Consider the following 24088-nt stretch of genomic DNA (forward strand, 5'->3'; position numbering starts at 1 on the left):
GCTGCCGTGCCATTGGGTTGGTTCGCCGTCGACGAAATGTTTGGTCCGGCGCCCCCGGCCGAGGGGTAAACCGGGGGCGCCGGAGTTGGTCGTAACAGCCGCCGACGCTTCCTTCGCCGTGTACGGCGCCTTGACCTGCAGTCGAACCTTGGGAGCTTCCTTCTCGTGGGGTTCGACGGGTGCCCCGGTGCTGCGGGGGCTGCATCACTAGCCCGCAGCGCCGGGGCGGTCTCGGTGTGCACCCGAACGCTGGGCGGAGGGGAAGAGGCCCCGCCCAGCGTCGGTGCGTGGCCCCCGCCGCGCGCCGGGACGATGGCACCCCGATCGGACGCGCGCAGCGGGTGAGGGCTTTTGGGGGCTCAGTTCCACTCGATCCTGGCCTCAGTGAGTTGCCCAATTTTTCGTTGGTATTCCAACTGGGCGAGTCTTTCGGCGTGGACGTCGCCGCGCTCGATCTCATCAAGGTGACGCTCCAGGTCATGGGCGGCCATCTGATCCAGGAAGCCCGCGCACTCGGCAACCGTGCGAGGGCGGGATGTTTCCCACGATGCGTGTTCTTCGGCGCGCTGCTTACGTGACGAGAAGGGCCACATCAGGGTTCACCGCCTCTCCGGGTTGTGTTGGGTCGCCAGGGTCCCCACGTAACAGGACCCTGGGGGCGGTCTTGGCGTGGGCCACGGGGCGTCAGGCCTCCGGGTAGCGGAGGTCGGTGATCTGCGCTCGGCGGCGGTGTTCCTCAAGGACGCGGAACCAATCGGCCTCGCGGGCTTCGCGCTGCGCGGTCGTGGCGATGTGGACGAGTTCGCGGTCCCGCAGCTGGGCTTCGTTCGCGTCGATAGACGCGGCTGTCCGCGCTCCCATGCGCTGCTGGATATTGATAATGTCCTGATTCAGATTGGGTAGCTTTGGGCCGTAGCGGATTTCGGCGAGCTCGGCCAGCGCCTTGTGCGGGTCGCGGCCTTCGGGCTCGGCGCCTGGTTGGGGCGTGGGTGGTGAACTTTTGCCCACCTGCGGGTCGATGTTGTCGGTCCGCTGCCAGAAGCTACGCAACTCGTCCTTCTGTGCACGCTCCACAACATCCTCAAACGGCGCATCCACAAACCGAGCGAACGATCGCAGCGCCACTGAAGTTTCGCTGTATGCCGGGTTTACGACCGGCGCAACATCGATAATCCTGCAGGACAACAGCTGTCGAACCGGGTAGCCGTTATCGAATTTGGTCCAGTCGTCGGTCCAGACCTGGAACGCGAAACTTGAGTGTGCGAGGTCGCCGCGGGCGGTCATCTCCAGAATGTCGTTGCGACACTCAGGCAGATCCACGGAGTAATCCAGGCCCGTGTTGTCAACCGTCAATCGCAACGTCCCGCTTCTCGTAGTGCCAAGCAGATAATCATCCGAATGGTTGAAACGACAGACGACTCCGGGGAACTGGTCAGACTTTGATTTGTTGAAGGCCTTGGGGTGAATACGTTCGTAGAAGCCGCCGAGGTTTTCACTAGAACGGTCGAACACGGCAGCGTACCCGCCGATGGTCCGGGACTGTGACGACCGGACCTCGATCGGCGAGCCGGCCCTAAAGCCCTGGAAGTCGCTGATGTGCAGCCGCTCGACCGGCGGCGCCGAACGTTCAGAGTTGGACATATATTTCGAATCCTCAGTTGCTTGTCAGGTGGCGATACGCATTGCGGCGGCCACGTTTTCGATGCTGGCGTGGCTCACTTCGGGCAGCAGCGACGCCCAGAGCTTCAATGCGGCCAAAAGCACCTCGTAGAGTGATTCGTCGGAGTTGGTGATGATCTTGTTGAAATCCTCTGCGGCGGGGTTGTGGTAGACGGCTGGGTCGATTCCGACGATGTTGAAGTCGTCCCAGTTGAGGGCGTCGATGGCACGCACGTGCGCACTGATCAGCGCGGCGGCGTTGCGCCGGTGGACCCGCCACTCCTCGTCTGCGATGTCGAAGAACGCGGCCTGAATTTCAAGGAGGCCCTGGGCTGTCCGGTTGCGTTGCGCGAGTGCGTAACAGAGCCGCAGGCAGCTGTAGATCAGATCACCACAGTCATCGTCTGGCGTGTTGTTGATGATCATGATGGCGGCGGTGTCGTCGCCGCGGAAGATTGCCGCGACGAGATCGACGGCGCCTGTGAGGGTTTGGGTGCCGCGGTTCCGCGCCCTCACCAGACTGTTCCGCCACGCATCGAATTCGATCACCGAATTCCCCGTTCCCGGTTGACATTCGTGACTGCGGTTTCGCCGGTGATGTCGCTGTAGGAGACGACACGAGCAATATCGGGGTGCAGCAACGCGTTCCGGCGTTGCTCAGCGGTCAGGAGAGCAGAGTTGACGAGAAACGCCTCGAACTTGAAACCGTTGGCCTCAACACGCTTCTTGAACTGGCGGACAATGCGGCTGACCTTCGATGACGACATCTCAATGCCGCAGTCTCCGAGCAACTGATGGGCGCGGGTGATCAGCGCGTCAGCGCTCCTGACGACCCCGGTTGTTTCACGGGTGGTAATGAGAGTGGCCATCAGGCTTCACCAGAATGCGCGGAAACTGTTGATGATTCCAGTATTTGGGTTATGCCAGTGCGCTGCTCGTCTGTGGGTTGGGGCCACGTGGCGAAAACTTCCGCCAAGTGCTCCGCGGCCTTGGCGTACGCGAGTCCTTGCTTCGCTTCGAGGAATCGAGGATGGTCGCGGCCGAAGCTTTGAGCGCGGCGTCCGACGCGGGCTTGCCAGCGCGCACGTTCTTTAGACCAAGACTCGGGCATGAGATACCACCTCCAGGGAATTTCCGGGTGGTGGTCTGCCTGCCGCGGGGGTTTTAGTGCTTAAGCGGGAGGTGGTGTTGCGCCTGCCTGATCCGCTCAAAGATTTGTGACACAGTTGTGTCGATACTCGGCGTTCGTCGATCCGCCGGATGACTTCAATTACATACGTGTGGTTGGCGTTTGGCAAGTCGCCGCGCCGATAGCAGCGCCGCGTATTGCTAAGCGCTATACCGGATTGCAGGACGGTCAGCTTTCTCTCGGACTGCCCAGTACAAGTTCGCCGGTGCGTTGTTGTCGACGTTGCCGTCACTGTGGCGTGCAACGTGATCCGGCGATGGTGCGGGTCCAGCCCACGCGGTAAGCACGACGGTCGACAGATCGTGGTCCGTTTGGATGTTGTCGCGTGATAACCGGATGCGCCACCGGTCGCCCTCGTACCGCCGTTTGGGTTTGCGAATGCGGCCCGGTACGAGCCTCATACCGCCTGCACCAGCTTCCATACCTGGCTGGCAACAGCGGACGTGGCGTGGCAGGCTGTGGATGTTGCCGCCGGTGTCTACGGCGTAGGCGTCCTCGTGGCCGAGCACCGGGCGCCGCGGGCGCCGCTGTTCCGTTTCGGTCTGGTCGGTCATGCAGCCTTCGGTGGTGGTCATCCCTTGAGCTTCCAGTTGCGGCGTTCCTCTAGCTCACGCAACCGCTGCTCTGCCTTCCGACGTAGTTCGTGCTCCTGACGCTCACGTTCCCGCTCTTCCCGGATCTCGCGTTCGACGGCTTCCTCGTCATCGGGGGTGAACTCGAACTCGGTCCATTCGATGAAACTGCCATCGTGAATGTTGTTGGTGCTGTGAGTGACGACGCGTGCCTTCTTGGCAAGACGCTGCCCCCAATCTGTGCTGTACCGCGCCGAAACCGTTGCACCAGCTATCAGTTCCTCCGTCCTGGGTGCGCGGCCCAGTTCGCGGATGAACAGGCGGACAATCGCCTCCTGCGCCTCGATCATGAGGTCGGTGGCGTCGTAGCTCCATTCGAGATTGGTGCACATTTCGTGCGGGGTGTACGGGGTGGTCTCGTAGTAGTCGGCGGTGAAGTTCCAAAAGCCCATGGTGGCGTTCTCCTTAGTGCGGTGTTGAGATGGTTGGTAGTGGTGCGGGCCGGGGTGGAGCGCGGTGCCACCCCGGCCACGCAGGTGGTCCATCAGGCGTTGACGAGCTTCTCGCCCAGTACGTCACGGAACGTGTTGAGCACACGTGCGATTTCGCATTCAGCGGCTAACACACCGAGCGGCGCGATGTGTGCCGCGATGTGGTCGACGGCACCGGCGTAGTCGTAGATGTCGAGGTCGAGGCGCTGAGCATTCCGGTTCATGGATTCCCATGCCTGGTCGGCGTCGTACTCCAAGCTCATACCGCGTACCGGTTCCCGCATCTGGGCGACCAGGTCGTTCAGGAGTTCGGTTACTTCCTCACGGGTGGCGGGGTCGTGTCCGCTGCCATCGAACTGCTGCGTGTATGCGCTCAGGATTTCGGTGTTGGTGATCATCAATGGTTCCCTTCGGGGGTTGGGGTGGGGTGGTGGGTGCGGGTTAGAACGGCTCGTCGGTTGCGGGATCGTCGTCCTCGGTGGTGCCGAACGCCTCCATGAAATCGAGGCCCCAAGCCTCAACAGCGTTCCGGTGCATGCGATCACGGATGCCCGCGTCTTCGATGATGAGGCCGAGCAGCGTGTTGATGCCGCGGAACACGTTGGCGAACAGAATGCCTGCGAGTTCGGGGTTCTTCACGATGCCCATGGCGGTGTGAATCCAGTCCTCGACGGCGTCCTCGTCATGGCAGATCGCCAGGTACTCCATACCCAGCTTGCAGCCGACGATCTGGATGTCGCCGATGTTCGGGAAGGTCATTTCCCCGGCGGGTTCCCCGGTGGCGTGGTCGAAGGCCGGGATGGTGTTGAGGCGCACCGGGTTCCCCGCCAGGTAGCGGCGGCGTGCCTGGTCGATGATCTCAAAAGGCCTGGTGCTGGTGGTCATGGTGCGTGGTTCCTTTCGATGGGTTGGGTGGTGCTAAGCCTTGGGGTGGGCTGCATTGTGTGGGGTGCGCACCGTCGCCTAGGTGCAGCGGATGGGGATTCCGGTCATGGTCATCTGCTTAAGACCAACAGCGGAAGGGCCTCTACGACCTCGCATTCGGCATCGACGCGGCCCTGCGTCGAGTCGACATGTTCGGGTAGGCAGTAGCGCCGCTCGACTCCCGACCGGACAAGCGCACCGGTTTCGCGGTGCCGACCAAGAACGTCAGCGCTGATGACCTCGTTGTCTCCCAGGGGGACGTTGAGGCGCCCAAACGGGTCGATCTCATCAAGCGGGGCGAAGTCGAGCTGCCTGGCCACGCCGATGGTCACTTGCTGGCTATCGACCGTGAGCACCCGGACCTCGGCGGTCGGGTAATCGGTGGCGGTGGGCGTGGTGGTCATGGTTGGTTTCCTTTCGCGGTTTGGGCGAGGAGTCGTGAGCTGTTGTTCAGGCGCCCGGCTGCTCGCCCTCGTTCGGGTGGGGGTCTTTTACAAGACCCCCCCCCACCCAGGGACACGTTGGGCGACGCACAGCCGGGTGTGTCCCCATGTGTCCCCAAAACTTTGGGGACACGCTTTGACCTGCAATAACTCTCAGATCCGCCCGTGCCGGCCCACTTTCGGGGCCTGACGTGTCCCGCGACATCCATTTCGGTGGAAACCGCAGGCCAAGCCGTGTCCCCAGAGGGTCCGGGGACACGTCAGACCGCCATTTCTAGTGTGTCCCCGCCTGTTTGGGACACTTGGGGACACATCGTCGCCTTTCGGCGTTTCAAGGCCGCTGCCACGACTTCGTTCCGCACTTTGTAGCCGCTGTCTCGGAGGGCCGTTCGTGCTTTGCGGGCGCCCATGTCGGGCGGCAGGCGGATGCGTTCCATGGCGGCGATGCAGTTCCGGATGCGCTGCTCCTCATCAACCGAGAGCGGCGGCGGCTTCGCCTCGTGCCGCAACCTGGGGTTGATATCCCGGAGCACGCGGATCAGCTCGGGGTGGGCATTGCCGCGCTGGCGCTCCAACTTCAGCGACACGTAGGCCTCCCCGTTGGGGCCGGGCTGTTGCGCCAGGCTCCAAACCACGTCCACGTCATCGTTCTTGGCTGATGAACCGCGCGCTCCGGCACCAGGGTCCTTACCCCGATGGTCGAGGCGCACCACAGTCCGCCTAGCCGCCTTCAGCGGCAGGAGGGTGTGACGGTAGAAGTTCCGGTAGGTGTCGGCGCTGTTCTCCTCACCGACGACCACGCGGGCCAGGGTGTCGATCACCACCAGCTCGGCGCCGTAGTGATCCGCGACCTCCGCAAGCGCCTTTCCACCGTCCGCGCGATCCAACGGCGGCATCGTCGGAAACGACAAATAATGCAGGTTGGCGAGATCCGCCGGCCCGTAACCCATATCGCCGAGGCGCTCAGTCAAGTCGTCGCGCGAGTTCTCGTGATCGACATACAGCACGTGAGCGGCCTTCTGTGCCGGGTGCCCGAGCACGGGACGCCCAGCGGCCAGCGCCGCCGAAAGGTCCTGCAACAGCAATGACTTGCCTGATTTCGCCCAAGCCACCACCGAATACAACAGGCCGCGCACCAGGAAGTCGGGGACCAGCCAATCAACGTCCTCTGGTAGCCGCTCGAAGGCACGCGCCCAATCCAGTTCGGGGTAGCGGAGATACGCGGGCAGATGCGCACCACGTTCCGGCGCATCTGAGGTCTCCGGCTCGGGCGGCAGCGGGATCTCGTCACAGGCCGTAGGTGGTCCCGGCTTGTACTTGCCGCTCTCGCCCAGGGATTTTCCCCTGGCGACCAGATCGTTGTCGTCGGTCATGCGACCCGACCCTGATACCGTGCCGCGAGTTCGGTGGCGCGAGCGCGAGCGGCGTCATCAAGCCACGGCCAGAGCTCACGCAACACATCGATTGCACCGCGGGCAAATCCGTACTGAAAATAGTCACCTGCCAACCCTGTTGACCCCCTGTGGTAGCGAGAGCCAGGGAAGGCCGGATCGCGGTCACCGGATTCTGTTGGCGTGGAACGCATTGCCGTCTCGCGGCGTCGGCGTGCACCCGCCAGCACGTCGAGCGTGCTGTTATCGCCGATTTGTTCTACAATATCCATAACTTCTCCTTGAATTCGCCGTCCCGGCCAGCGCTGCTAACGCGCCGGGGCGGCGGGTTTTTCGCTTAGGTGGTTTCCTGGGCCTTGAGCCATTCCTCGACCACCGAGCGCTTCCAAACCCGGCGGCGGCCGAGCTTGAACGAGGCTGGGCCTTGGCCGATGGAGGCCCAGTAGCGCCAGGTGCTTTGCACGGTGCCGGTCATCTCCTGGAGTTGCGGTGCTGTTAGGTACTCATCGGTCATGGTCAGGTCAGTCCTTTCGAAATCAGCGTGGTGTACCGTCTCGGTATATCTTTAGTTTGCTGGCGAGACTGGTGACGGTCAAACCAAAACGGTAGAGTTGCGAACATGGCAAGAAGCAAGTGGACCGAGGACTATTTCCGCAAGCGGATCAAGCTGGAGCGCGAGCGGCGACGCATGACACAGCAGGACCTGGTTAAGGCGCTGAAAACCAAGGGAATTGAGCTCCATGAGACGACGATCGCCAAGATCGAACGGGGCGATCGCTCGGTCAGGATTGACGAAGCCTCTGCAGTGGCTGACGTTTTTGGCATATCGCTCGATGCGTTGTTGGGGCGCCGGGCGCGGCCGAAGAGCGATCGTGTCCACGTGCTCACTGCGGTAGCGGACACGGCCATCCGATCGACGGGACAGATCCTCGACATCGCCGACGCTGTGCGCGATCGGATTGCCGATTTGTCCCCGCCCGACGATGACCTGGCCGCTCGCGAGGATCTGATAGCGGGATGCGAGCGTGCCTATGAGCTGCTGGTCGCTGCCAACGATGCGCTGGCGGATACGGGACAGGCTGCCCGCCACGCGGTACGGGATGAGGTGAAACCCAAGTGAGCGAAGCCAAGGTGACGCGGCATCAGCGGGCCGGGGTCGAGGACCTTTGGACCAAGACCGTCCGCGACGCGGAGGGCAAGAAGCAGACGGTGCCCAGTGCCAGGGATGGCCGGGGGATGCGCTGGCGGGCAAGGTATGTCGATGAGCGGGGCAACGAGCACACCAAGGGATTCACACGCAAGGTCGACGCCACCCGCTGGCTTGCATCCCAGACGGCCGCGCTCGTCGCTGGTTCGCATGTCGCACCGCGTGATGCGCAGATGACCGTCGAGCAATGGTGCGGTACGTGGATTGAGGGCTACAAGGTCAACCGGGACTCCACGGTGCGGGAGGCGCGCACGCATATCCGCCAGATCGTCGCCGAGTTCGGTGGCATGCAACTATCCGCGGTGCGGCCGTCACACGTGAAGGCGTGGGTCGCGAAGCTCAAGGAGAGCGCGAAGCCCAGTTATGTCTATGCGTTGCATTCGCGGCTGTCGCAGATCATGTCCGATGCTGTGCACGACGGCGTGCTCGGCCGCAACCCGTGCTCGCGGCGCACATCCCCGCCCATGGGCAAGCCCAAGGTATATGTGGCGACTACCGAACAGGTGTGGGCAATCCACGACGCAGTGCCCGACCACCTCCAAGCGGCTGTGCTCCTCGGAGCATTCGCCGGATTGCGCGTCGCCGAGGTGTCCGGGCTGAAGGTGACCGATGTCGATTTCATCAGGGGAGTGGTGCACCCCAGAAAGCAGTGGGGCGACAAACCGCTGAAGACCAAAGGCTCCGATGCGCCGATCCCGATACCGCAGGACTTGGCGTTGCTGCTCTCCGCGTCGGTGCAGAAGTACCCGAGCGACATGATGGTGACCAAAGGCGCGGGCACCGACCGTTGCGGTCCGTGGATCATCGACCGCGCTATTCGCGATATCCGCGCGGACATCGTGGGGCTGCCCGAGGAGTTTGTTTTCCACGATCTTCGCCACTACCTGGCATCGCTGCTCATCGCTTCCGGTGCGGACATCAAAACAGTGCAGGCGCGGATGCGGCACGCGACCGCGCGCACCACCTTGGACACCTACGGGCACCTTTGGCCTGACGCAGACGAGTCCACCCGCTCGGCGATCGGTGCTGTGATCGCTGAGCGGATGGACTCGCTTGAATCTGCTGCGTACCGACTGCGTACCGAGGCGCCGCAATGAGCGCGTCAGTGCAGGTCAGTACGGTTCGCTGGCCTATACGTCGTAGTACAGCGCGTACTCGTATGGGGTGACGCGGAGGTTGAACGGCGCGATCTCGTAATCCCGTTTGTAGTTGATCCAGGTTTGGATCAAGTCGGGCGTGAATACGCCCCCCTCGGTGAGGTATTCGCTGTCTTCCTCCAGACGGTCGATCACCGAGGACAGTTGGGTGGGCGCCTGCGGGATGTGCGCGGCCTCTTCCAGCGGAAGTTCGTAAAGGTCTTTGTCGATGGGGGGAGGCGGCTCGATCTTGTTCTTGATGCCATCGAGTCCGGCCATCAGCATGGCCGCGAACGACAGGTAAGGGTTGCCCGACGAGTCGGGGCAGCGGAACTCCAGCCGCTTGGCCTTCGGGTTGTTCCCGGTGATCGGGATGCGCACGCACGCCGAGCGGTTGCGCTGGCTGTAGACCAGGTTGATCGGCGCCTCATAGCCGGGAACCAGGCGCTTGTAGGAGTTGACCGTGGGATTGGTGAAGGCCAGCAACGACGGCGCGTGGTAGAGCAGACCGCCGATGTAGTGGCGGGCGGTGTCCGACAGGCCGGCGTATCCCTCCTCGTCGTACATCAGCGGGACACCGTCCTTCCACAGCGACTGGTGGCAGTGCATACCGGAGCCGTTGTCCCCGAACAGCGGCTTGGGCATGAAGGTCACGGTCTTCCCGGCCTGCCATGCGGTTTGCTTGACGATGTACTTGTACATCTGGTGGTCGTCGGCCGCATGTAGCAAGGTGTTGAACTTGTAGTTGATTTCGGCCTGCCCGCCACTGCCCACCTCGTGATGCCCCTTCTCCAGCAGAAATCCCGCGTTGGTGAGGTGGGTGAGAATCTCATCGCGGAGGTCGACGTAGTGGTCGGTGGGTGCGACCGGGAAGTACCCGCCTTTGGGGCGGACCTTGTAGCCGCGGTTGAGGGTGCCGTCGGGCTCGGTCTCCTCCCCGGTGTTCCACCACCCAGATGTCGCGTCTACCTTGTAGAACGAGGTGTCGGTGCGCGAATCGAACTTCACCGAGTCGAAGATGTAGAACTCTGCCTCCGGGCCGAAGTACGCGGCGTCCGCAATGCCCGAGTTGATCAGGTAGTTCTCCGCCTTGCGGGCGACATTACGCGGATCGCGCGAGTAGGGCTCCAGGGTGTATGGGTCGTGGACGTGGAAGTTCACGTTCAGCGTTTTGGCTGCGCGGAATGGGTCGATGGTCGCGGTTTCCGGGTCGGGAAGCAGCAGCATGTCGGACTCATGGATCGATTGGAATCCGCGAATCGAGGAACCGTCGAAGGCCAGACCGTCCTCGAATACGTTGTCGTCGAATGCGTAGATCGGAATTGTGAAGTGCTGCATGGTGCCTGGCAGATCGCAGAAGCGAACGTCGACGTAATCGACGTTCTCGTCCTCGGCCAGTTTGAAGATATCGTCGGGCGTCTTTTCGGTCACATATGCTCCCTTGCTCGCTCATCCGGGCCGACATCGGTTGCGCGTCATGTTTGCTCCGCCACGGGACCTTCCCGCAGAACCAGGCATTGCCAAGTCTTTTCAGGCGGATAGAACCGACTCGGGACTTTTCTCTACGCCACTGCTATTTCGCCTGCATGACGACCTTGAGTCGAACGTGTTGCGCCAGTACTAGGCAACTCGCCCACGACGCTATCCATTCTCGCTCCTCCGCTGGCGCTATCCAACGCTGTGGCCGATAGTCATATGAACGAGATGCGAACGCGTAGATGCACGTATCAGCAGAGGCGGGAGCGGCCATGCCGAACGACCTAGAGGAACGGCATAAGGTCGCTACCGGTCTTGGGAACAAGAGAACGAAGCGTCCGACTTCCCGCGAAATGGGCGCAATTCATCAATTCCATCGCGAGATCATCGTCAGCGGCGACGACGCGCTGTCGAAAACGATCGCCGAGGAGCTGAGGGGAGCCGGCGCGCGAATCATCAGAATCGACACCGCCGCCGATCTGCTCGCCGCCGGGGTGAACCGCGCGCGCGCCGTCGTCTGCGCTGGGCCCAATGATGCGGTAAATCTCGAAATCGCCTTACTTGCAAGGGAATACAGTCCCGACGTCCGTGTAGTGGCGCGTCTGTCCAACGAAGTGCTGCATGAAGCGGTGGCTGCCGTTAACGGCCCTGGCGCGATTCTGGACGTCGCCGACCTCGCGGCACCCTCCGTTGTAGAAGCGGTTCTCTCTCGCAACGCGCATCAGTTCGACACGGCCGGCATCGAATTCGTTGTCTGGGGATCCGAGGCGCCGTACAACGCCACTCTGCGTGAGATCTACGCTGACCTGGCGCCGGTGGCCGTCGTCCACGGCAAAAACTCGCCCACCCCCGGCGAGGTGGTGCCATGCCCGGGACGGGATCTACGGGTCTACGTCGGCGACTGGACCTCGATGATCGGCATCAAAGAGGAATTGGACGCCCGCGGGATGAAGGTGCCGCCCCGCACTGCGACGCGGTCTCGCGACTCACGGGTGCGACGCACGATCGATGCCGTGCGCGCCATGCGCGACGACGTGAACCCGATGCTTTTTTCCTTGCTGGCATTCGCGCTTTTCCTGACGCTCGGCTCGACGGCCGTGGTGCGTTTCGCCTATCGCAACCCGCCGATGTCGTGGATTGACGCCTTATACTTCGCCTCCGAGACGATTACAGGCGTGGGCTATGGTGATTTCAGCTTCACCCAACAATCCCCTTGGCTGCGAATTTTCGCGGTGTTGTTGATGTTCGGCGGTGTGACCGTTACCGCCGTCCTCGTCGCGTTTCTTGCAGACCTGTTGCTGTCGCGCCGCTTTCTGCAAACGGCCGGACTCCGCCGGGCACGCCATATGCGCGACCACGTCGTCGTCGTCGGACTCGGCTCCATCGGCGTCCGCGTCGTCAGCGACCTGACGGCCGCCGGTTACGACGTCCTCGTCATCGAGGGTGACGAGACCAACCGCTTCCTATCGACCGTGGCCGAACTCGATGTGCCGGTAATTTTCGGAGACGCAACGATGCATCAGACGCTGGAATCCGCGCATGTCGAACGCGCCCGCGGAGTCGCGGTGGTGACCGACCACGACATGAAGAACATCGAGACCGGGATCGTGCTGCTGGAGATGTTGGGATCCGACACCAAGGTGCCGATCGTCACGCGCGTTCAAGGCCGCGCATTGAGCGCTGCGATCAATCGGCGGTTCGGTTTCGAGAACGTGCGGTCGATCGTCGACCTGGCGGCTCCCTGGTTCATCGGTGCCGCGATGGGCTTGAAGGTGCTCGGAACGTTCTGGGTCGGGCAGCGCTCCTTTATGGTGGGCGCAATGCTGGTCGCGGCGGGCAGCGAGTTGGATGGACTGCGGATGGTGGATTTGTCTACCCAGACGCGCGTCATCGCGATCACTCGACCGGAAGGGCCGGTCAGCCTTCGCCCCCGCCGCGACTCCCGCCTGATAGCCGGTGACACCGTTTACCTCATCGGTCCGTACCGCGAGTTGATCGCGACGCTGCGCAAGGGCCAGCCGCCACCGCTGACCGCGGTCAACGGTGAGCGTGCGGCAGCACTGGCCTCGGCGCGTTCGCCGCGCAAGACAGCTGTTCGCCGACCAAAATGGGCACCCGACCCGGACGCTTGACGGAAATATGCGCGGGAAGCTTCTCCGAACTCGAACCGCCATCCGCAATACCCAGTTTGAAGCGCCCCGACCTGGCTATTCTCAGATTTGTCATGACGCGTCGAGCGGGCCCGCCCGGCGAAGAAGCAGATCCACCGACGGCTGGGCCACGAAAACGCTTGCACCGCAACCACCGGATGGTGGCCGGTGCCAAGGTGCTGGCCGCGCTGATATCACTGGTAGTGGTGGCCGTCATCGGCATCGCCTGGCACGCCTACCGCAGTGCGTCGGCGGGCATCACCAAATCCGAGGCACTGGCCGGCGAGCCCGCGTCGACCGGAAGCGACCAGAACATCCTGATCATGGGCCTGGATAGCCGCCGTGACCAGCACGGGCAGCCGCTGTCGCCCGACATCTATGACGCGCTGCACGCGGGCAACGAGGATTCCGCTGACGGCGATTCCGACGCGCTCATCGTGGTGCACCTGCCTGCCGGCGGCGGCCCGGCCACGGCGATTTCGATCCCCCGCGACGATTATGTCGATCTGGCCGGATGCCCGACCTCGGATTGCCACGGCAAGATCAAGGAGGCCTACAGCTACGCCTACCAGCGGGTGATGGCCGGCCACGGTTCCACAGGCTCGCGGCCGACTCCGACGCCGTTGCAAGGGCAAGACTCGACGGCCAAGGAGCAGGCGGCGCGGGAGGCGGGCCGCAAAGCCGAAATCAGCACCGTCAAAAGTCTTCTGCAGCTCCCGATCGATCACTTCATCGAAGTCACCCTGGCCGGGTTCTTCCAACTCGCCCGGGTGGTCGAGCCGATTACGGTGTGCCTCAGCGCGGATACCTCGGACCGGTACTACTCGGGCGCGGATTTTCATCAAGGCGTCCAACAGATCAGCGCGACTCAGGCGTTGGCCTTCGTCCGGCAGCGCCGCGACCCCAACGACGCGGCGTTCACCGACCTTGATCGGAGCCGGCGCCAGCAGGCCTTCATCGTCTCGGTGATCACTGCGATGCGGCGCGGCGGAACGTTGTCGGACCCCACCAAACTGCACGCCCTGTTGGATGTCGCCAAGCAGAACGTCGCCGTCGACGCCGGTTTCGACTTCGACGAAATCATTCGTAATGCGTTGGAATTCCCCAACAGATCGGTGGCGCTGTACACGCTGCCGGTCGCCGGCTTCGGTCAACTCTCAGATGGCGCTTATGTGAACTTCATCGACATAGCCACCATCCGCTCGATCGTGCATAACCTGGTGGGCGCCGATTCGTCTACCGCACCCTCGACCAGCAGCCCCACCACGGCGGCGCAACCGGACGGTGCGCAGAGCACCTCAGGCGGCGTCGCGCTCGACGTCGTCAATGCCTCGGGCCGGCAAGGTGAGGCGGCAACTGTCCAAATGCTCTTGGCGACTGGGAGATTCAGTGAAGGCAAGGTCAGCACGGCCGACTCCACCACCGAGACGAGCACCATCACCTACGGAGCCGGCGCGAAGGTGGCGGCCACCGAGCTCGCCGACCAGTACGACATCACGGCGACCGCATCCGACAGCGTCGCGCACAACACGGTGCGGCTGACCGTCGGGACCGATTTCTCCCGGTTCGACCAGACCCACAATTCCACGTCGGAATCGCCGACCGCGACCGCCACAGCACCTGTTACCACAGTGCCCGCCACCGGAACCGGCGCGCAGCAACCCGCCGTTACCAACCTCTCGCGGATGACCGCTGACGGCATTCCCTGCGTCAAATAACAAGGCGTTACGGTGTTTTCCGTGGGACGGGCGTCGGTATCGATGGTGCGGCGCCGTAGAGGTGCAAGGCCTGCGCCGCGGCCGTCGCCACCTCACCCCTGAGGTGCGAGATCGGCGGGCTGCCCCGTAGGTGGATCGAGTTCGACAGCAGGATGACGTAGGTATTCGAACCTGGGTCTATCCACAGCGTGGTTCCGGTAAATCCGGTATTGCCGAAGCTGCCGACCGGAAAGACCTTCCCGCGCGGCCTGGAGAAGGCCGTGTCGATGTCCCAGCCAAAACCAAACAGGCTCTGCCCTTCGATCGCCGGATAGGTCGGAGTGTGAGCTTGTCGAGCGGCACGGTTTGCCGCTGGGACTTGATCGGTGGTATGGCCGGGCTGCTGAGGGGTCGTCATCAGCTCGAGAGTCTCTGGCCGCAAAGGAAACTCACTCGGGCGGTCGGCCAGCCGGTCAAGCAGCGCCTGCGCAAAGATGCCGACGTCGTGCGCCGTCGAGAACATGCCGGCATTGCCGGCCACTCCCCCCATCCGGCGTGCCGTCGGGTCATGCACCGTACCCCGAAGCAGGGCAAAGAAATCCGGATTCTTGCCGGGGTCGTCTCTGCTTTCCTCGTCGCGCGCCGTGGGTGCGATGCGCGGCAAAAGGCTCGTGCTCCAGGTCCCCGCGGGACAAGCCGTCGACTCACCTGCCGCCGGCGCGGGGGCCCAGGCAACCGCCGCTCCTCTGATCGTGTGGGGGCCGCAGGCCTTGGCCGCGGGAAGGTAGCGGGTGTCTTGCAGGCCAAGCGGGGCAAACACATTGCGCTGCACGTAGGTGTCCTCGGCCTCGCCTGTGGCCTTCTCGAGCAGCGCACCCAGCAGGATGTAGTTGATGTCGGAGTATCGGAAGAGCTCACCCGGACCCGACTGCAGCGGCGTGGTGAGCGCGCGATGAATGCCTTCGGCTTTGTCGGGTCCGCCAAGCCCCCACGGGTCTGCGAGGCTTACGTCGATCCCCTCGCCCGACGTGTTGGTCAGCAGCATGCGCACGGTGACCTGTGCCCGCCGTGGATCGTTCGTCGCGTTGAAGTCGGGCAGATACTTCTGCACCGGATCGTCGAACGCCACCTTGCCCTGTTCGTAGAGCTGCATGATGGTGACCGCCGTTGCGAGACACTTCGTCAATGACGCCATGTCGAAGATCGTGTCCTCGGTCATAGGCTCCGCGGGTGCGGGCGATCCGTCCAACCCCGGTTCGCCCGCGAGTTTGCGCGACCCGTACGCCTGGTGGAAGACGACCTTGCCGTCATGCCCGACCATTACCACGCCGCCCGGCAGTCCCCCTGCCGCGATCGCGTCGTTCATCAGCTTGGAGATGGTCTCGAATTCGGGTGCGGGAGCCGCAGCCGGTGCCGCCGCGGGCGCCGGCGTCTGTGTGGGCGGCTGCGCGGGCTGCTGTGGGCGGTCGGCTACCGGTGTGCGTGCTGTAAAAGTCCACGGCGAAACCGCGATGAGGGCGAGCAACACAATTGCGACCACGACCGTCTTGCGTAGCGAGGATGGCCAGAACTTCCACCTGCCACTGACTACCGGCATATGGCAAGAGTAGGTCGGCGCCCTCGCGGATTGCAGTAGCGTTGGCGCCGGACCTGTCTCGCGACACCCGGTCGCGACGGTCTTGTCGCGATGGAGCAAGCGGTGAGGACCCATCCTCGGTGACCTTCGGCAGGCGGTGGGTTGCCGTGCTGGCGGGCGCGATGGCGGCCGGGGCCACGCTGACGCAATGCACCGCCGCGCCGACACCCCCGGCGTCCAGGCCATCGTCCAGCAAGTCGTCGGCGGCGGGCGCGCCGTCGACGCCCGCCGCCAGCGACGTTCGCCCGGTCACCGCCGCCGAGCTCGGTGCGAGCTGGCGGCCGGGCTGCCCGGTGGACCCCGCGCAGCTACGACGTGTCGAAGTTGATCACGTCGGTTTCGACGGCCGGACCCATCGCGGCGAGCTGATCGTGCACCAGGACCTGGTGCCGGAGGTCATCACGGTCTTCGCACAGCTCTACCGGGTGGGATTTCCCATCGAGAGGATCCGCACGGCGGACCGCTACCCGGCCGCCGACGACGAGCTGTCCATGGAGGACGACAACACGTCGGCGTTCAATTGCCGAGGCATCCCGGGGAGCGAGCACTGGTCGCAACACGCCTACGGTCGGGCCATCGACCTGAATCCGCGTCTCAACCCGTGCGTCTACGCCGACGGCACCTTCCAACCGCACAACGCGGCGGAGTATCTGGACCGCAACCGCAGCGACCCGGGGCTCTTGCACGGCGGGGACCCCGGCGTACACATCTTTACGGACCGCGGGTGGCGGTGGGGCGGCTACTGGACGTCGCCCGCCGACTACCAGCACTTTGAGCGACCGTGAGCCGGGCCTCTGTAAGAATGGGCGGATATGTCGCGCTCATTCGACGTCTCGACCGAGTCGTCCGCCACCGTCGAACAGATACATGCCGCGTTCGGTCGCGAGGACTACTGGCTGGCCCGCATCGCGGCCGGCTCCGCCGATGCCACGTTGGATTCGCTGGTGACCGACGCCGACGGCACGGTGACGGTGCGCACGACCCAGCACCTGGGCCGTCAGATTCTCCCCGGAATGGTCGCCAAATTCGTCACCGCTGACGTGAAGATCGTGCAGACCGAGACGTGGCGACCGGACGGCGACAGCCAAGTGCGCGGGCACATCAGCGTCTCGGCGTCGGGCGGGTTGGGATCGGGCCGTGCGGAATCCCGGCTGGCGCCGACGGATGACGGCGGTTCACAACTGCACACCACCCTGAGGGTGGAGGTCAAGATCCCGTTGGTGGGCGGCAAGCTCGAGAAAACCATCGGATCCGATTTGTCCAAGGGCATCCCCGAGATGCTGCGCTTCACCACCACGTGGATCATCGAAAACAGCTGAGGCACAACTCGTCGATCGCGTCTTGACGTATTTCGGGGCCGGAATGAAGCAAACCGGCGTCGCGACACCCGGCGCGGCACTACGCTCCCTGTTGACGTGGTGAATCGGTCACCACAACAACGTGTTTCGCGCAGCGTAACAATCTCACGCGTCGATGGGAGCACTCCTTGATTCGCACGGTCGTGTTCAGGTCAGCGGCGGCCGCGGCCGCACTGGCCGGGCTGGTATCGCTCGCGCCGACGGCGAACGCCGACCCCGATCCCATCTCGGTCGCGGCCTACCTACACACGCTGAATGTGCTGCATGTGCCGTATGACAACCCGGGAAGGATGGTCGACATCGGAAACAACGTCTGCCAGCAGGCGCGCGGCGGCACCGATTTCGACACCATCTACCCGACAGTGGCGGGCAATGGCTTCGCGTCGGCGCAAGCCGGCCAGATCATGGGCGCCGCGGTCGGAACATTCTGCCCGGATGTGGAGTCCGCGTTCGACCGCTGGACCAACAGCTAGGAGCCACGGGGACTCGAACCCCGTGCCGCCTAAACGCGGGCCGGCATGCTGTCCCAGCCGCGCACCGCCGACGACGAGGAAAACACCGCGGCGTCGAGGTCGACTTCCCAATCGGGGAACCGATTCATGATCTCGTCCAGCGCAATTCGCCCCTCGATTCGTGCCAGCGCGTTGCCGAGGCAGTAGTGGGCGCCCACCCCGAACGTCAGATGCTGACGCGGGACCCGGGTCACATCAAACGATTCCGCGTTCTCGCCGAACCGCCGTCCGTCGCGGTTGGCCGCGCCGATCAGCGTCAGGATCGCGCTCCCCTCCGGCACGGTCTGGCCGTGGAATTCGATGTCACGGGTGACATACCGCGCCGCTTGCAGCGCGGGTGGCTCGAAGCGCAGGAGCTCCTCGATGGCGCCGGGCAACAGTGACCGGTCGTCGACGAGCCGGCGGCGCTGATCGGGATGCTCGGAAAGCAGCTTGCCCGACCAGCCGATCAACCGCGTGGTCGTCTCCGAGCCGGCGACCGCGACGACCTTCATGAACATCAGCAGTTCGTCGCGGTGCAGCTTCCTGGTGATGCCCTTTTCGTCCTCGAACTCGGCGTTGAGCAGCTCGGTCGTGAGGTCGTCGGCGGGATGGGTTGTGCGCCAGTCGATGAAGTCGGCGAAGACCTCTCCGTCGGCGAGCTTGGCGTCGGTGTTGTCCGTCATTCGTCCGCCACGCTTGGTGCGGACGAACTTCTCGCCGTCCTCCTGAACCCGGCGCTGGTAGTCCTCGGGGATGCCGAACAGCATGCCCACCACGCGCAGCGGCATGATGGCGCCGAGATCCTTGACGAAGTCCACGCGGTCACCGCCGACCAGCGGGTCCAGACATCGCTGGGTGAACTCGCGGATCATCGGCTCGAGGGAGTTGATCTTGCGGGGCGTGAACGCGCGGGAGATCAAGCTGCGGTGGATGTCGTGCACCGGTGGATCTTCGAAGATGAGCAGGCCCGGCGGAATCTCGATGCCCGCCTTGATGATTTCCAGCACGACGCCGCGCGCGGAACTGAAGGTCTGATGGTCGACAAGCGCCCGGTTGACGTCGTCGAACCGGCTCAGCGCATAGAAGTCGTGTTCGGCGTTGTAATACAGCGGCGCGTTCTCGCGGATGCGCCGGAACATCGGATAGGGGTCGGCGTTGAGGTCGACGTCCCACGGGTCGTAGTACAGGTCGTCGGTGGTCTTGGTGGTCATGAGATTCCTGTCTACCGCGTGGGCGCGTCCACACCGAAGGTTTCGCGGTGCAGTTCGATCAAGGCGTGCAGTTGCTCGAGATAGTGCTGCAACGAACGGTGGACGAAGCGAGCCGAAAGCATGGTGGTGCCGCCGTCGGCCAACTCCCGCAACGTGTCCTGCGTCGCATCGGGTTTCCCGGCTGGATCCAGCGGTTGCTCCGCGGGCATCACCACCTCGAAATCCGGCGGTAATTCGAACTGCTGCAACCAGTCCGCGGCCGTGTGGATCGACACGTAGTACGGGCACCAACCGTCCGCGAGAGTGACCGCACGCCGCAAGGAACGTCGTGTACGCCCGCCGACCCAGATCGGCATGTGCGCCTGTGCCGCACAGGGCTCCACGGTCAGCCCGCCGAACGAGTAGAACTCACCGCGATACGTCGGCTCATTGCTGGGCAGCGCCGCCCGCAGCGCCCTCAGGGCGTCGTCGCCGCGGGCGCCACGGTCGTCGAACGGCGCACCGAGAAGGTCGAATTCCTCCTTGAGCGAACCGACGCCCACACCGAGGATCAGCCGCCCGTTACTGACGTGGTCGAGTGTGCCGTAACGCTTGACGATCGCCAGCGGATGGTGGTATCCCAGCACCAACGTCATCGTGGCGAAGCGAATTCGCTTGGTGCGCCCCGAAACGTACCCGAACGTTGATAGCGGATCCCAGTAGCGAGCTCCGCGCCGGCCGGATTCGGTCGAGGGCACGCCGATGTGCTCGCTGCAGGTCATATGGTGATAGCCGAGCCGATCCGCGACCTCCGCGACCCGGCCGATGTCCTCGATGCCGGCGTCCTTCTCCCATTCCAGGGGCGCTCCAGCGACATTGGTGACGACCGGGGTGGCGATGCCGAGCTTCACTGCAGGGGCTCTTCCCCCGCGAGAATCGTTCGGTGCATGAGGCGGCCGCTGTCGACCGAATACGGCAACACCCGGTGCATGGTTCCGGTGTTGTCCCAGATGAGCAGGTCGCCGGGTTGCCATTGATGCCGATAGACGTACTGCGGTTGGGTGGCCCAATCACGAAGTCGCGCAAGCAGTGCGCGGCTTTCCTCTACCGGCAGGCCGATCACGTAATCCGAGGTCGCACCCAGCAGCAGGGATTTCCGCCCGGATTGATGCGTCCACACGATCGGGCACGCCTTGGTTGGCGACTTCTGCCAGAAGGCCACCTCGTCGTAGCTCATCTCCGGGGTGACGTAATACTGCGAGCGCTCCGCGCTGTGCACCACGCGCAGCTCCGCGATCGCGTCCTTGTCGGCATCCGGAAGGTCGTCGTAGGCCGCGTAGGTGTTGCAGAATTCGGTCTGCCCCCCGGTCTCGGAGAGCCGCACCGCGCGCAGCAGCGTGGCAAGATTGGGCAGCGGCTGCAGCGATCCGTCGAAATGCCAGAACAACGAACCCTGCAGGTATTTGGCGCGCTGATTGACCTTCTCGTCGAGGGAGATCTTGTTGATGCCGCCCTGGCCCTCGTTGGCGACAAGCGTGCCGAGGGTCTTGGCGATGGCGACTTGCTCCTCGTCACCGATGTCCAGCCCGCGGAAGAACACCACGCCGCGCCGCTCGAGAACGTCACGGATCGTCGACGCCTCCCGCCCGCTCAGCAGCGTGCCGAGATCGGTTCTGATTTCGCTGCCGATTCTCGGGGTGAGGTCGACGATCTGCAGCTGCGCAGAAGTGAGTCCCATGGTTTCAGCTGACTCTCGTGAGAATGGTGTTGGCCGAATGCTTTACCCGCGGCTGCTTCCACAGCTCGACCGCCAACGAGACGGTGATCAGCGAGTAGAGCAGGTTGCGCAGATTGGCGACGTCGTCGGGCAGCGGCTCGGAGTAGTCGAATTTGTCGATGTAGGCGACGGCTTCCTCGGCGTGCGGAAACACCTCGTCGTAGAAGGCCCGGATTTCCGCCATGGAGCTGTTGACGCGTTTGACGTAGCGCTGGTGCCCATCCTCGATCGCCCACTCGGGCACCAGATGCTCCAGGCCCGAAAAATCGGGCGGCAGAACCCTACTCACGCTGACCCGCCTTCGCCGCTTCGCCGGCCGCAACGTAATCACCAACCACCTTGTGCAGGTGGCGCAGCAGAATCTCCTCGTCATTCATCGTGAACTGCGTCAGGACACCGCTGTTGAGCATCGCCTGCAGGCCCTCGGACGGGCTCGCGTCCTCGAGGATGATGTCGTTGAGGAAGGTGACGGTGAGCTCTTGGCCGAGCCTCTCCTTGTGGGTCTTCGGAGGTTGATAGAACATCTCCACTTCGAACACGTGCGAGTGCGGGCCGGTGGGCCAGTGGGCGTGGGTGGTGAAGCCGGATGCGCCGAAGATGATGACGAAGTTGGGGAAGAACTGGAACGAGTCGAACCCGTACTTCTCCGACCGGGTGGGATTGATCCCCGGGGGCATCGGCCCCCGGTCGACCTTCTTGTTCCAGGGACCCGCGGCGCTGGCTTCCATCACGCACTCAATTGGCTTGGAGTACGGCGTCTTTTGCGAGGGCTCACCGGAGAACGAGAACATCCGGTGCGGGCCGCTGAGCTGGTAGGCCAGCGCGTCGGTGAACGGGTTCGGCTGGTCGAACGCGTCCCTGGCCTCCGCGGTGAGAGCGCCGAACGACGATGCGTGCAGGTACGGGCCGTGGTAACTCTCGGCGAAGCTGTCGACGAAAATCTTCCAGTTACACTGCAATTCGGCCGAGAACTTGTAGACCTGGTGCGGGCCGTCGAACGGATAGCCCTCGATGCCATGGGCCAATGCGCCGAGGAAGGATCGCAGCGGCTCGGTGTTGTCCGGGTTGAGGTTGATGAAGATGAAGCCTTCCCACACCTCGCACTGCACCGCAGGCACCTGGCAGCTGTCCGCGTCGAAGTCCAGCAGCAGGTCCGTGCGGGTGGCCGAGTGCAGCGAGCCGTCCAGCTTGTAGCGCCAGCCGTGGAAGCGGCAGTACAGCAACGGGGCGCGCCCGGTCACTTCCTGGAACGGGTCGTCCTCCCACAGCATCTTGTTGCCGCGGTGTGGGCAGATGTTGTGAAAGGCGCGGATCACTTGGTCTTTGCCGCGCACGATGATGATCGAGGTGTTCAGGAACCTGAACTCGCGGGTGAAGTAGCTGCCCGAACGCGGGACTCGTTCGACTCGCCCGACGTAGAGCCAGGTCTTCTTGAAGACGTGCTCGCGTTCCTTCTCGTAGAACTCTTCGGATACACAGTCTTCGAGTGACACCGGGCCGCGGCCGAGTTCGGGATATGCGTCGGTCCAGTGCCCGTTTGGGGGCTTGGCGACGGCGATGGGCTGATTCATCCCCGCGTACCTCCTACGTGGTGCGGCCGACGCTAGCAGCTGCGGGGACCCCCAATAAGGTGTACGAACGCAACACCCTGTTGCATACTTGGAACACCGATGCAACAGAATCTGCCCTTTGACCTCGATGCCCTGCTGATATTCGGCAAGGTGGTGGACTGCCGCAGCATCTCGAAGGCGGCGACGGCGCTCGGGATGCCCAAGTCCACGGTGAGCCGGAGGCTGACCAAGCTGGAATCCGACCTGGGCATCAAGCTGCTGCGTAAGAACACCCACCAGTTGACGGTCACCGACATCGGCGAGCAGATCTACGACCATGCGATGAACATCTTGGCCGAGGCCAACGCTGTACGGGCGCTGGTGGAGGGCAGTCGGCAGGAGCCCCAGGGTGAACTGCGGGTCGCGATACCGGTGAGCCTGGGCATCGACTACGCATCCCGCGTCGGCACGACGTTCTTGCAGCGATACCCGAACTCGCGCTTGGATATTCGGTTGGTCGACAACGTCGTCGACCCGGTCAAGGACGGTTACGACGTGGTGTTCGGCCCCGGACCGCTACAGGATTCGACGCTGATCGCGCGGAAAGTCTTCGACCTGAGCCTTTTCCTCTGCGCCTCAACCGATTTCGTAGCGCAGCTGAAGGATCCGATTACCGAACCCGCGCAGGTGAGCACTCTGCCTTTCATCGATTTCGGCTTCTGCGGGCCCCAAAAGCTGAAGCTGGCGGTGACCAAACTGGACAGACGACACGAGTTGTCACCACGGGTACGCGCGCGGGCCAACAACTTTCAGGTTTGCAAGGAGTACATCCTGCAGGGACTCGGCATCGGCGCCATGCCCACGCAGATCATCTGCACCGAGGAACTGCGCGAGGGAACCATCGTGCCGATCCTGCCCGACTGGGCGGTCGAGCCGCTGGCCGTGCACATGATCTATCCCTTCGAGCTGTCCTTCTCCACCCTGATCAGCGCCTTCTACGACACGGCCTGCCAGATCATCGTCGAGAACATCGCCAGGGCGCAGAGCTAGGGTTGGCCCGAATTGAGAGATAATCGCGTCATGCCCACTGAACCCTCGCATCCACCGCGGCCCGCGCCGAAATCGAAGCGGGTGCACGTCACGCCCGAGGACGTGGAGCGGTTCGGCGACGAGGAGCAGGTGCGCGAGGCGTGGGACGAGCGCCGGCTGCGCGACGAACAACCGCCGCATCACCACTAGCCCGCCGCGCCTCGCGGAAGGCACTGGCGAAGCTTGCCGCCGCTGAGTGAGACTGGAAGTTATGAGTTTCGTGGAGAAGCTGCTCCCGCAGGTGCTGCGGGTGCACAACACGGTCTATCAGAAGACGAACGGCTGGATCGGTCACCGCACGCTGTGGATACCAAGTCTGCTGCTGCACTCCGTGGGCGCGAAGACCGGTAAACAGCGCACGACGTCGCTGACGTACGCCCGCGACGGGGACAACTATCTGGTGGTCGCCTCCAAGGGAGGTGCGCCCGAGGCCCCCGGCTGGTACCACAACCTGAAGGCCAATCCCGACGTTGAGATCAACGTCGGCCCAAAACGTTTCGCCGTCACCGCGCGACCGGTGTTGTCCGGCGATCCGGACTATCCGCGGCTGTGGCAGATCGTCAACAAGAACAATCAAAACCGCTACAACGAATACCAGAAGAAGACGTCGCGACCGATTCCCGTCGTCGTCCTGGCCCCGAAATCTTGAACTCCAGCTG

At 63.6% G+C, this 24088-nt stretch carries 29 protein-coding genes; 11 read left to right on the forward strand and 18 right to left on the reverse strand.

Features of this window, described 5'->3' with window-relative positions; all coding sequences use genetic code 11:
• Positions 1–287: 287 nt before the first annotated feature.
• Positions 288–578: a hypothetical protein gene (locus A5708_RS26700; RefSeq protein ID WP_155765939.1), complete on the forward strand. Its 291-nt coding sequence runs from the start codon at positions 288–290 to the stop codon at positions 576–578.
• A 106-nt stretch (positions 579–684) separates the two neighbouring features.
• On the opposite strand, the gene A5708_RS08310 is transcribed toward A5708_RS26700, so the two are convergent.
• The 11 genes from A5708_RS08310 to A5708_RS26080 all read right to left on the reverse strand — a co-directional run bounded on the left by A5708_RS08310 (position 685) and on the right by A5708_RS26080 (position 7183).
• On the reverse strand, positions 685–1641 hold the full coding sequence (locus A5708_RS08310) for an HK97 family phage prohead protease (RefSeq protein ID WP_065028161.1): 957 nt from the start codon (positions 1639–1641) through the stop codon (positions 685–687).
• A gap of 24 nt (positions 1642–1665) precedes the next feature.
• Positions 1666–2208, reverse strand: a complete 543-nt coding sequence (locus A5708_RS08315; protein ID WP_065028162.1) for a hypothetical protein — start codon at positions 2206–2208, stop codon at positions 1666–1668.
• The gene (locus A5708_RS27450; protein WP_231117845.1) at positions 2205–2528 is read right to left on the reverse strand and encodes a hypothetical protein; all 324 of its coding nucleotides are present in this window, start codon (positions 2526–2528) and stop codon (positions 2205–2207) included. The genes A5708_RS08315 and A5708_RS27450 overlap by 4 nt, the downstream gene beginning before the upstream one ends.
• Positions 2529–2988: 460 nt before the next feature.
• A complete protein-coding gene (locus A5708_RS26705) occupies positions 2989–3423 on the reverse strand; it encodes a hypothetical protein (protein ID WP_155765940.1) in 435 nt (144 codons plus the stop codon).
• Positions 3420–3872, reverse strand: a complete 453-nt coding sequence (locus A5708_RS08325; protein WP_065028163.1) for a hypothetical protein — start codon at positions 3870–3872, stop codon at positions 3420–3422. The genes A5708_RS26705 and A5708_RS08325 overlap by 4 nt, the downstream gene beginning before the upstream one ends.
• Before the next feature lie 92 nt (positions 3873–3964).
• Positions 3965–4309: a hypothetical protein gene (locus tag A5708_RS08330; protein ID WP_065028164.1), complete on the reverse strand. Its 345-nt coding sequence runs from the start codon at positions 4307–4309 to the stop codon at positions 3965–3967.
• 43 nt (positions 4310–4352) lie between these two features.
• A complete protein-coding gene (locus A5708_RS08335) occupies positions 4353–4796 on the reverse strand; it encodes a hypothetical protein (protein WP_065028165.1) in 444 nt (147 codons plus the stop codon).
• A gap of 110 nt (positions 4797–4906) precedes the next feature.
• On the reverse strand, positions 4907–5239 hold the full coding sequence (locus A5708_RS08340) for a hypothetical protein (protein ID WP_065028166.1): 333 nt from the start codon (positions 5237–5239) through the stop codon (positions 4907–4909).
• A 299-nt stretch (positions 5240–5538) separates the two neighbouring features.
• Positions 5539–6651, reverse strand: a complete 1113-nt coding sequence (locus A5708_RS08345; RefSeq protein ID WP_081292867.1) for an AAA family ATPase — start codon at positions 6649–6651, stop codon at positions 5539–5541.
• Complete coding sequence (locus A5708_RS26710) at positions 6648–6941, reverse strand: hypothetical protein (RefSeq protein ID WP_155765941.1); 294 nt, start codon at positions 6939–6941, stop codon at positions 6648–6650. The genes A5708_RS08345 and A5708_RS26710 overlap by 4 nt, the downstream gene beginning before the upstream one ends.
• 65 nt (positions 6942–7006) lie before the next feature.
• Complete coding sequence (locus A5708_RS26080) at positions 7007–7183, reverse strand: helix-turn-helix transcriptional regulator (RefSeq protein WP_081292868.1); 177 nt, start codon at positions 7181–7183, stop codon at positions 7007–7009.
• Between the two features lie 105 nt (positions 7184–7288).
• Between A5708_RS26080 and A5708_RS08350 the strand changes: the two genes are divergently transcribed.
• Together A5708_RS08350 and A5708_RS08355 are read left to right on the forward strand one after the other, a co-directional pair.
• The gene (locus A5708_RS08350) at positions 7289–7789 is read left to right on the forward strand and encodes a helix-turn-helix transcriptional regulator (RefSeq protein WP_065028167.1); all 501 of its coding nucleotides are present in this window, start codon (positions 7289–7291) and stop codon (positions 7787–7789) included.
• On the forward strand, positions 7786–8973 hold the full coding sequence (locus tag A5708_RS08355) for a tyrosine-type recombinase/integrase (RefSeq protein ID WP_231117846.1): 1188 nt from the start codon (positions 7786–7788) through the stop codon (positions 8971–8973). Before A5708_RS08350 ends, A5708_RS08355 begins: the two co-directional genes overlap by 4 nt.
• Before the next feature lie 33 nt (positions 8974–9006).
• Here the strand turns inward: A5708_RS08355 and glnA are convergent, their stop codons facing one another.
• Complete coding sequence (gene glnA / locus A5708_RS08360) at positions 9007–10443, reverse strand: type I glutamate--ammonia ligase (protein ID WP_065028168.1); 1437 nt, start codon at positions 10441–10443, stop codon at positions 9007–9009.
• A gap of 398 nt (positions 10444–10841) precedes the next feature.
• Between glnA and A5708_RS08365 the strand changes: the two genes are divergently transcribed.
• Both A5708_RS08365 and A5708_RS08370 read left to right on the forward strand, forming a co-directional pair.
• A complete protein-coding gene (locus A5708_RS08365; protein WP_065028169.1) occupies positions 10842–12620 on the forward strand; it encodes an NAD-binding protein in 1779 nt (592 codons plus the stop codon).
• Between the two features lie 176 nt (positions 12621–12796).
• The gene (locus A5708_RS08370; protein ID WP_065028243.1) at positions 12797–14356 is read left to right on the forward strand and encodes an LCP family protein; all 1560 of its coding nucleotides are present in this window, start codon (positions 12797–12799) and stop codon (positions 14354–14356) included.
• A gap of 7 nt (positions 14357–14363) precedes the next feature.
• Here A5708_RS08370 and A5708_RS08375 read toward each other — a convergent pair whose 3' ends face one another.
• Positions 14364–15932, reverse strand: a complete 1569-nt coding sequence (locus A5708_RS08375) for a serine hydrolase domain-containing protein (protein ID WP_065028170.1) — start codon at positions 15930–15932, stop codon at positions 14364–14366.
• Between the two features lie 161 nt (positions 15933–16093).
• On the opposite strand from A5708_RS08375, the gene A5708_RS08380 reads away from it, so the two are divergent.
• The 3 genes from A5708_RS08380 to A5708_RS08390 all read left to right on the forward strand — a co-directional run bounded on the left by A5708_RS08380 (position 16094) and on the right by A5708_RS08390 (position 17802).
• On the forward strand, positions 16094–16756 hold the full coding sequence (locus A5708_RS08380; RefSeq protein WP_081292879.1) for a M15 family metallopeptidase: 663 nt from the start codon (positions 16094–16096) through the stop codon (positions 16754–16756).
• Between the two features lie 27 nt (positions 16757–16783).
• Complete coding sequence (locus tag A5708_RS08385; RefSeq protein WP_065028172.1) at positions 16784–17290, forward strand: DUF2505 domain-containing protein; 507 nt, start codon at positions 16784–16786, stop codon at positions 17288–17290.
• A gap of 167 nt (positions 17291–17457) precedes the next feature.
• Positions 17458–17802, forward strand: a complete 345-nt coding sequence (locus tag A5708_RS08390) for a DUF732 domain-containing protein (RefSeq protein ID WP_065028173.1) — start codon at positions 17458–17460, stop codon at positions 17800–17802.
• Positions 17803–17831: 29 nt separating this feature from the next.
• On the opposite strand, the gene A5708_RS08395 is transcribed toward A5708_RS08390, so the two are convergent.
• Genes A5708_RS08395 through A5708_RS08415 form a run of 5 tightly spaced genes read right to left on the reverse strand, consistent with a single transcriptional unit; the run spans position 17832 to position 22361 of the window.
• Positions 17832–19034 (reverse strand): cytochrome P450, encoded by a 1203-nt coding sequence (locus tag A5708_RS08395; protein WP_065028174.1) that lies wholly within the window; start codon positions 19032–19034, stop codon positions 17832–17834.
• An 11-nt stretch (positions 19035–19045) separates the two neighbouring features.
• Positions 19046–19924 (reverse strand): TIGR03619 family F420-dependent LLM class oxidoreductase, encoded by an 879-nt coding sequence (locus A5708_RS08400; RefSeq protein ID WP_065028175.1) that lies wholly within the window; start codon positions 19922–19924, stop codon positions 19046–19048.
• The gene (locus A5708_RS08405; RefSeq protein ID WP_065028176.1) at positions 19921–20751 is read right to left on the reverse strand and encodes a TauD/TfdA dioxygenase family protein; all 831 of its coding nucleotides are present in this window, start codon (positions 20749–20751) and stop codon (positions 19921–19923) included. Before A5708_RS08405 ends, A5708_RS08400 begins: the two co-directional genes overlap by 4 nt.
• Before the next feature lie 4 nt (positions 20752–20755).
• The gene (locus tag A5708_RS08410) at positions 20756–21079 is read right to left on the reverse strand and encodes a hypothetical protein (protein ID WP_065028177.1); all 324 of its coding nucleotides are present in this window, start codon (positions 21077–21079) and stop codon (positions 20756–20758) included.
• Entirely contained in the window at positions 21072–22361 is a 1290-nt protein-coding gene (locus A5708_RS08415) for an aromatic ring-hydroxylating oxygenase subunit alpha (RefSeq protein WP_065028178.1), read from the reverse strand. Before A5708_RS08415 ends, A5708_RS08410 begins: the two co-directional genes overlap by 8 nt.
• A gap of 99 nt (positions 22362–22460) precedes the next feature.
• Between A5708_RS08415 and A5708_RS08420 the strand changes: the two genes are divergently transcribed.
• From A5708_RS08420 to A5708_RS08425, 3 genes are all read left to right on the forward strand, one after another.
• On the forward strand, positions 22461–23390 hold the full coding sequence (locus tag A5708_RS08420) for a LysR family transcriptional regulator (RefSeq protein ID WP_065028179.1): 930 nt from the start codon (positions 22461–22463) through the stop codon (positions 23388–23390).
• A gap of 30 nt (positions 23391–23420) precedes the next feature.
• Complete coding sequence (locus A5708_RS27170; RefSeq protein WP_196772570.1) at positions 23421–23579, forward strand: hypothetical protein; 159 nt, start codon at positions 23421–23423, stop codon at positions 23577–23579.
• Positions 23580–23640: 61 nt separating this feature from the next.
• Positions 23641–24078: a nitroreductase family deazaflavin-dependent oxidoreductase gene (locus A5708_RS08425; protein ID WP_065028180.1), complete on the forward strand. Its 438-nt coding sequence runs from the start codon at positions 23641–23643 to the stop codon at positions 24076–24078.
• Positions 24079–24088: the final 10 nt, after the last annotated feature.

It is taken from the genome of Mycobacterium colombiense, assembly GCF_001672755.1.
GTDB lineage: Bacteria > Actinomycetota > Actinomycetes > Mycobacteriales > Mycobacteriaceae > Mycobacterium > Mycobacterium colombiense_C.

Bases quoted from the DNA above. Each gene is read 5' to 3' on its own strand.
- A5708_RS08380 (WP_081292879.1), top strand. From the start codon at position 16,094: ATGGCGGCCGGGGCCACGCTGACGCAATGCACCGCCGCGCCGACACCC.
- A5708_RS08425 (WP_065028180.1), top strand. From the start codon at position 23,641: ATGAGTTTCGTGGAGAAGCTGCTCCCGCAGGTGCTGCGGGTGCACAAC.
- A5708_RS08385 (WP_065028172.1), top strand. From the start codon at position 16,784: ATGTCGCGCTCATTCGACGTCTCGACCGAGTCGTCCGCCACCGTCGAA.
- A5708_RS08370 (WP_065028243.1), top strand. From the start codon at position 12,797: ATGGTGGCCGGTGCCAAGGTGCTGGCCGCGCTGATATCACTGGTAGTG.
- A5708_RS08420 (WP_065028179.1), top strand. From the start codon at position 22,461: ATGCAACAGAATCTGCCCTTTGACCTCGATGCCCTGCTGATATTCGGC.
- A5708_RS08350 (WP_065028167.1), top strand. From the start codon at position 7,289: ATGGCAAGAAGCAAGTGGACCGAGGACTATTTCCGCAAGCGGATCAAG.
- A5708_RS27170 (WP_196772570.1), top strand. From the start codon at position 23,421: ATGCCCACTGAACCCTCGCATCCACCGCGGCCCGCGCCGAAATCGAAG.
- A5708_RS26710 (WP_155765941.1), bottom strand. From the start codon at position 6,941: ATGGATATTGTAGAACAAATCGGCGATAACAGCACGCTCGACGTGCTG.
- A5708_RS08365 (WP_065028169.1), top strand. From the start codon at position 10,842: ATGGGCGCAATTCATCAATTCCATCGCGAGATCATCGTCAGCGGCGAC.
- A5708_RS08405 (WP_065028176.1), bottom strand. From the start codon at position 20,751: ATGGGACTCACTTCTGCGCAGCTGCAGATCGTCGACCTCACCCCGAGA.
- A5708_RS27450 (WP_231117845.1), bottom strand. From the start codon at position 2,528: ATGGCCACTCTCATTACCACCCGTGAAACAACCGGGGTCGTCAGGAGC.
- A5708_RS08375 (WP_065028170.1), bottom strand. From the start codon at position 15,932: ATGCCGGTAGTCAGTGGCAGGTGGAAGTTCTGGCCATCCTCGCTACGC.
- A5708_RS08330 (WP_065028164.1), bottom strand. From the start codon at position 4,309: ATGATCACCAACACCGAAATCCTGAGCGCATACACGCAGCAGTTCGAT.
- A5708_RS26080 (WP_081292868.1), bottom strand. From the start codon at position 7,183: ATGACCGATGAGTACCTAACAGCACCGCAACTCCAGGAGATGACCGGC.
- A5708_RS08415 (WP_065028178.1), bottom strand. From the start codon at position 22,361: ATGAATCAGCCCATCGCCGTCGCCAAGCCCCCAAACGGGCACTGGACC.
- A5708_RS08310 (WP_065028161.1), bottom strand. From the start codon at position 1,641: ATGTCCAACTCTGAACGTTCGGCGCCGCCGGTCGAGCGGCTGCACATC.
- A5708_RS26705 (WP_155765940.1), bottom strand. From the start codon at position 3,423: ATGACCACCACCGAAGGCTGCATGACCGACCAGACCGAAACGGAACAG.
- A5708_RS08325 (WP_065028163.1), bottom strand. From the start codon at position 3,872: ATGGGCTTTTGGAACTTCACCGCCGACTACTACGAGACCACCCCGTAC.
- A5708_RS08340 (WP_065028166.1), bottom strand. From the start codon at position 5,239: ATGACCACCACGCCCACCGCCACCGATTACCCGACCGCCGAGGTCCGG.
- A5708_RS08395 (WP_065028174.1), bottom strand. From the start codon at position 19,034: ATGACCACCAAGACCACCGACGACCTGTACTACGACCCGTGGGACGTC.
- A5708_RS08345 (WP_081292867.1), bottom strand. From the start codon at position 6,651: ATGACCGACGACAACGATCTGGTCGCCAGGGGAAAATCCCTGGGCGAG.
- A5708_RS08335 (WP_065028165.1), bottom strand. From the start codon at position 4,796: ATGACCACCAGCACCAGGCCTTTTGAGATCATCGACCAGGCACGCCGC.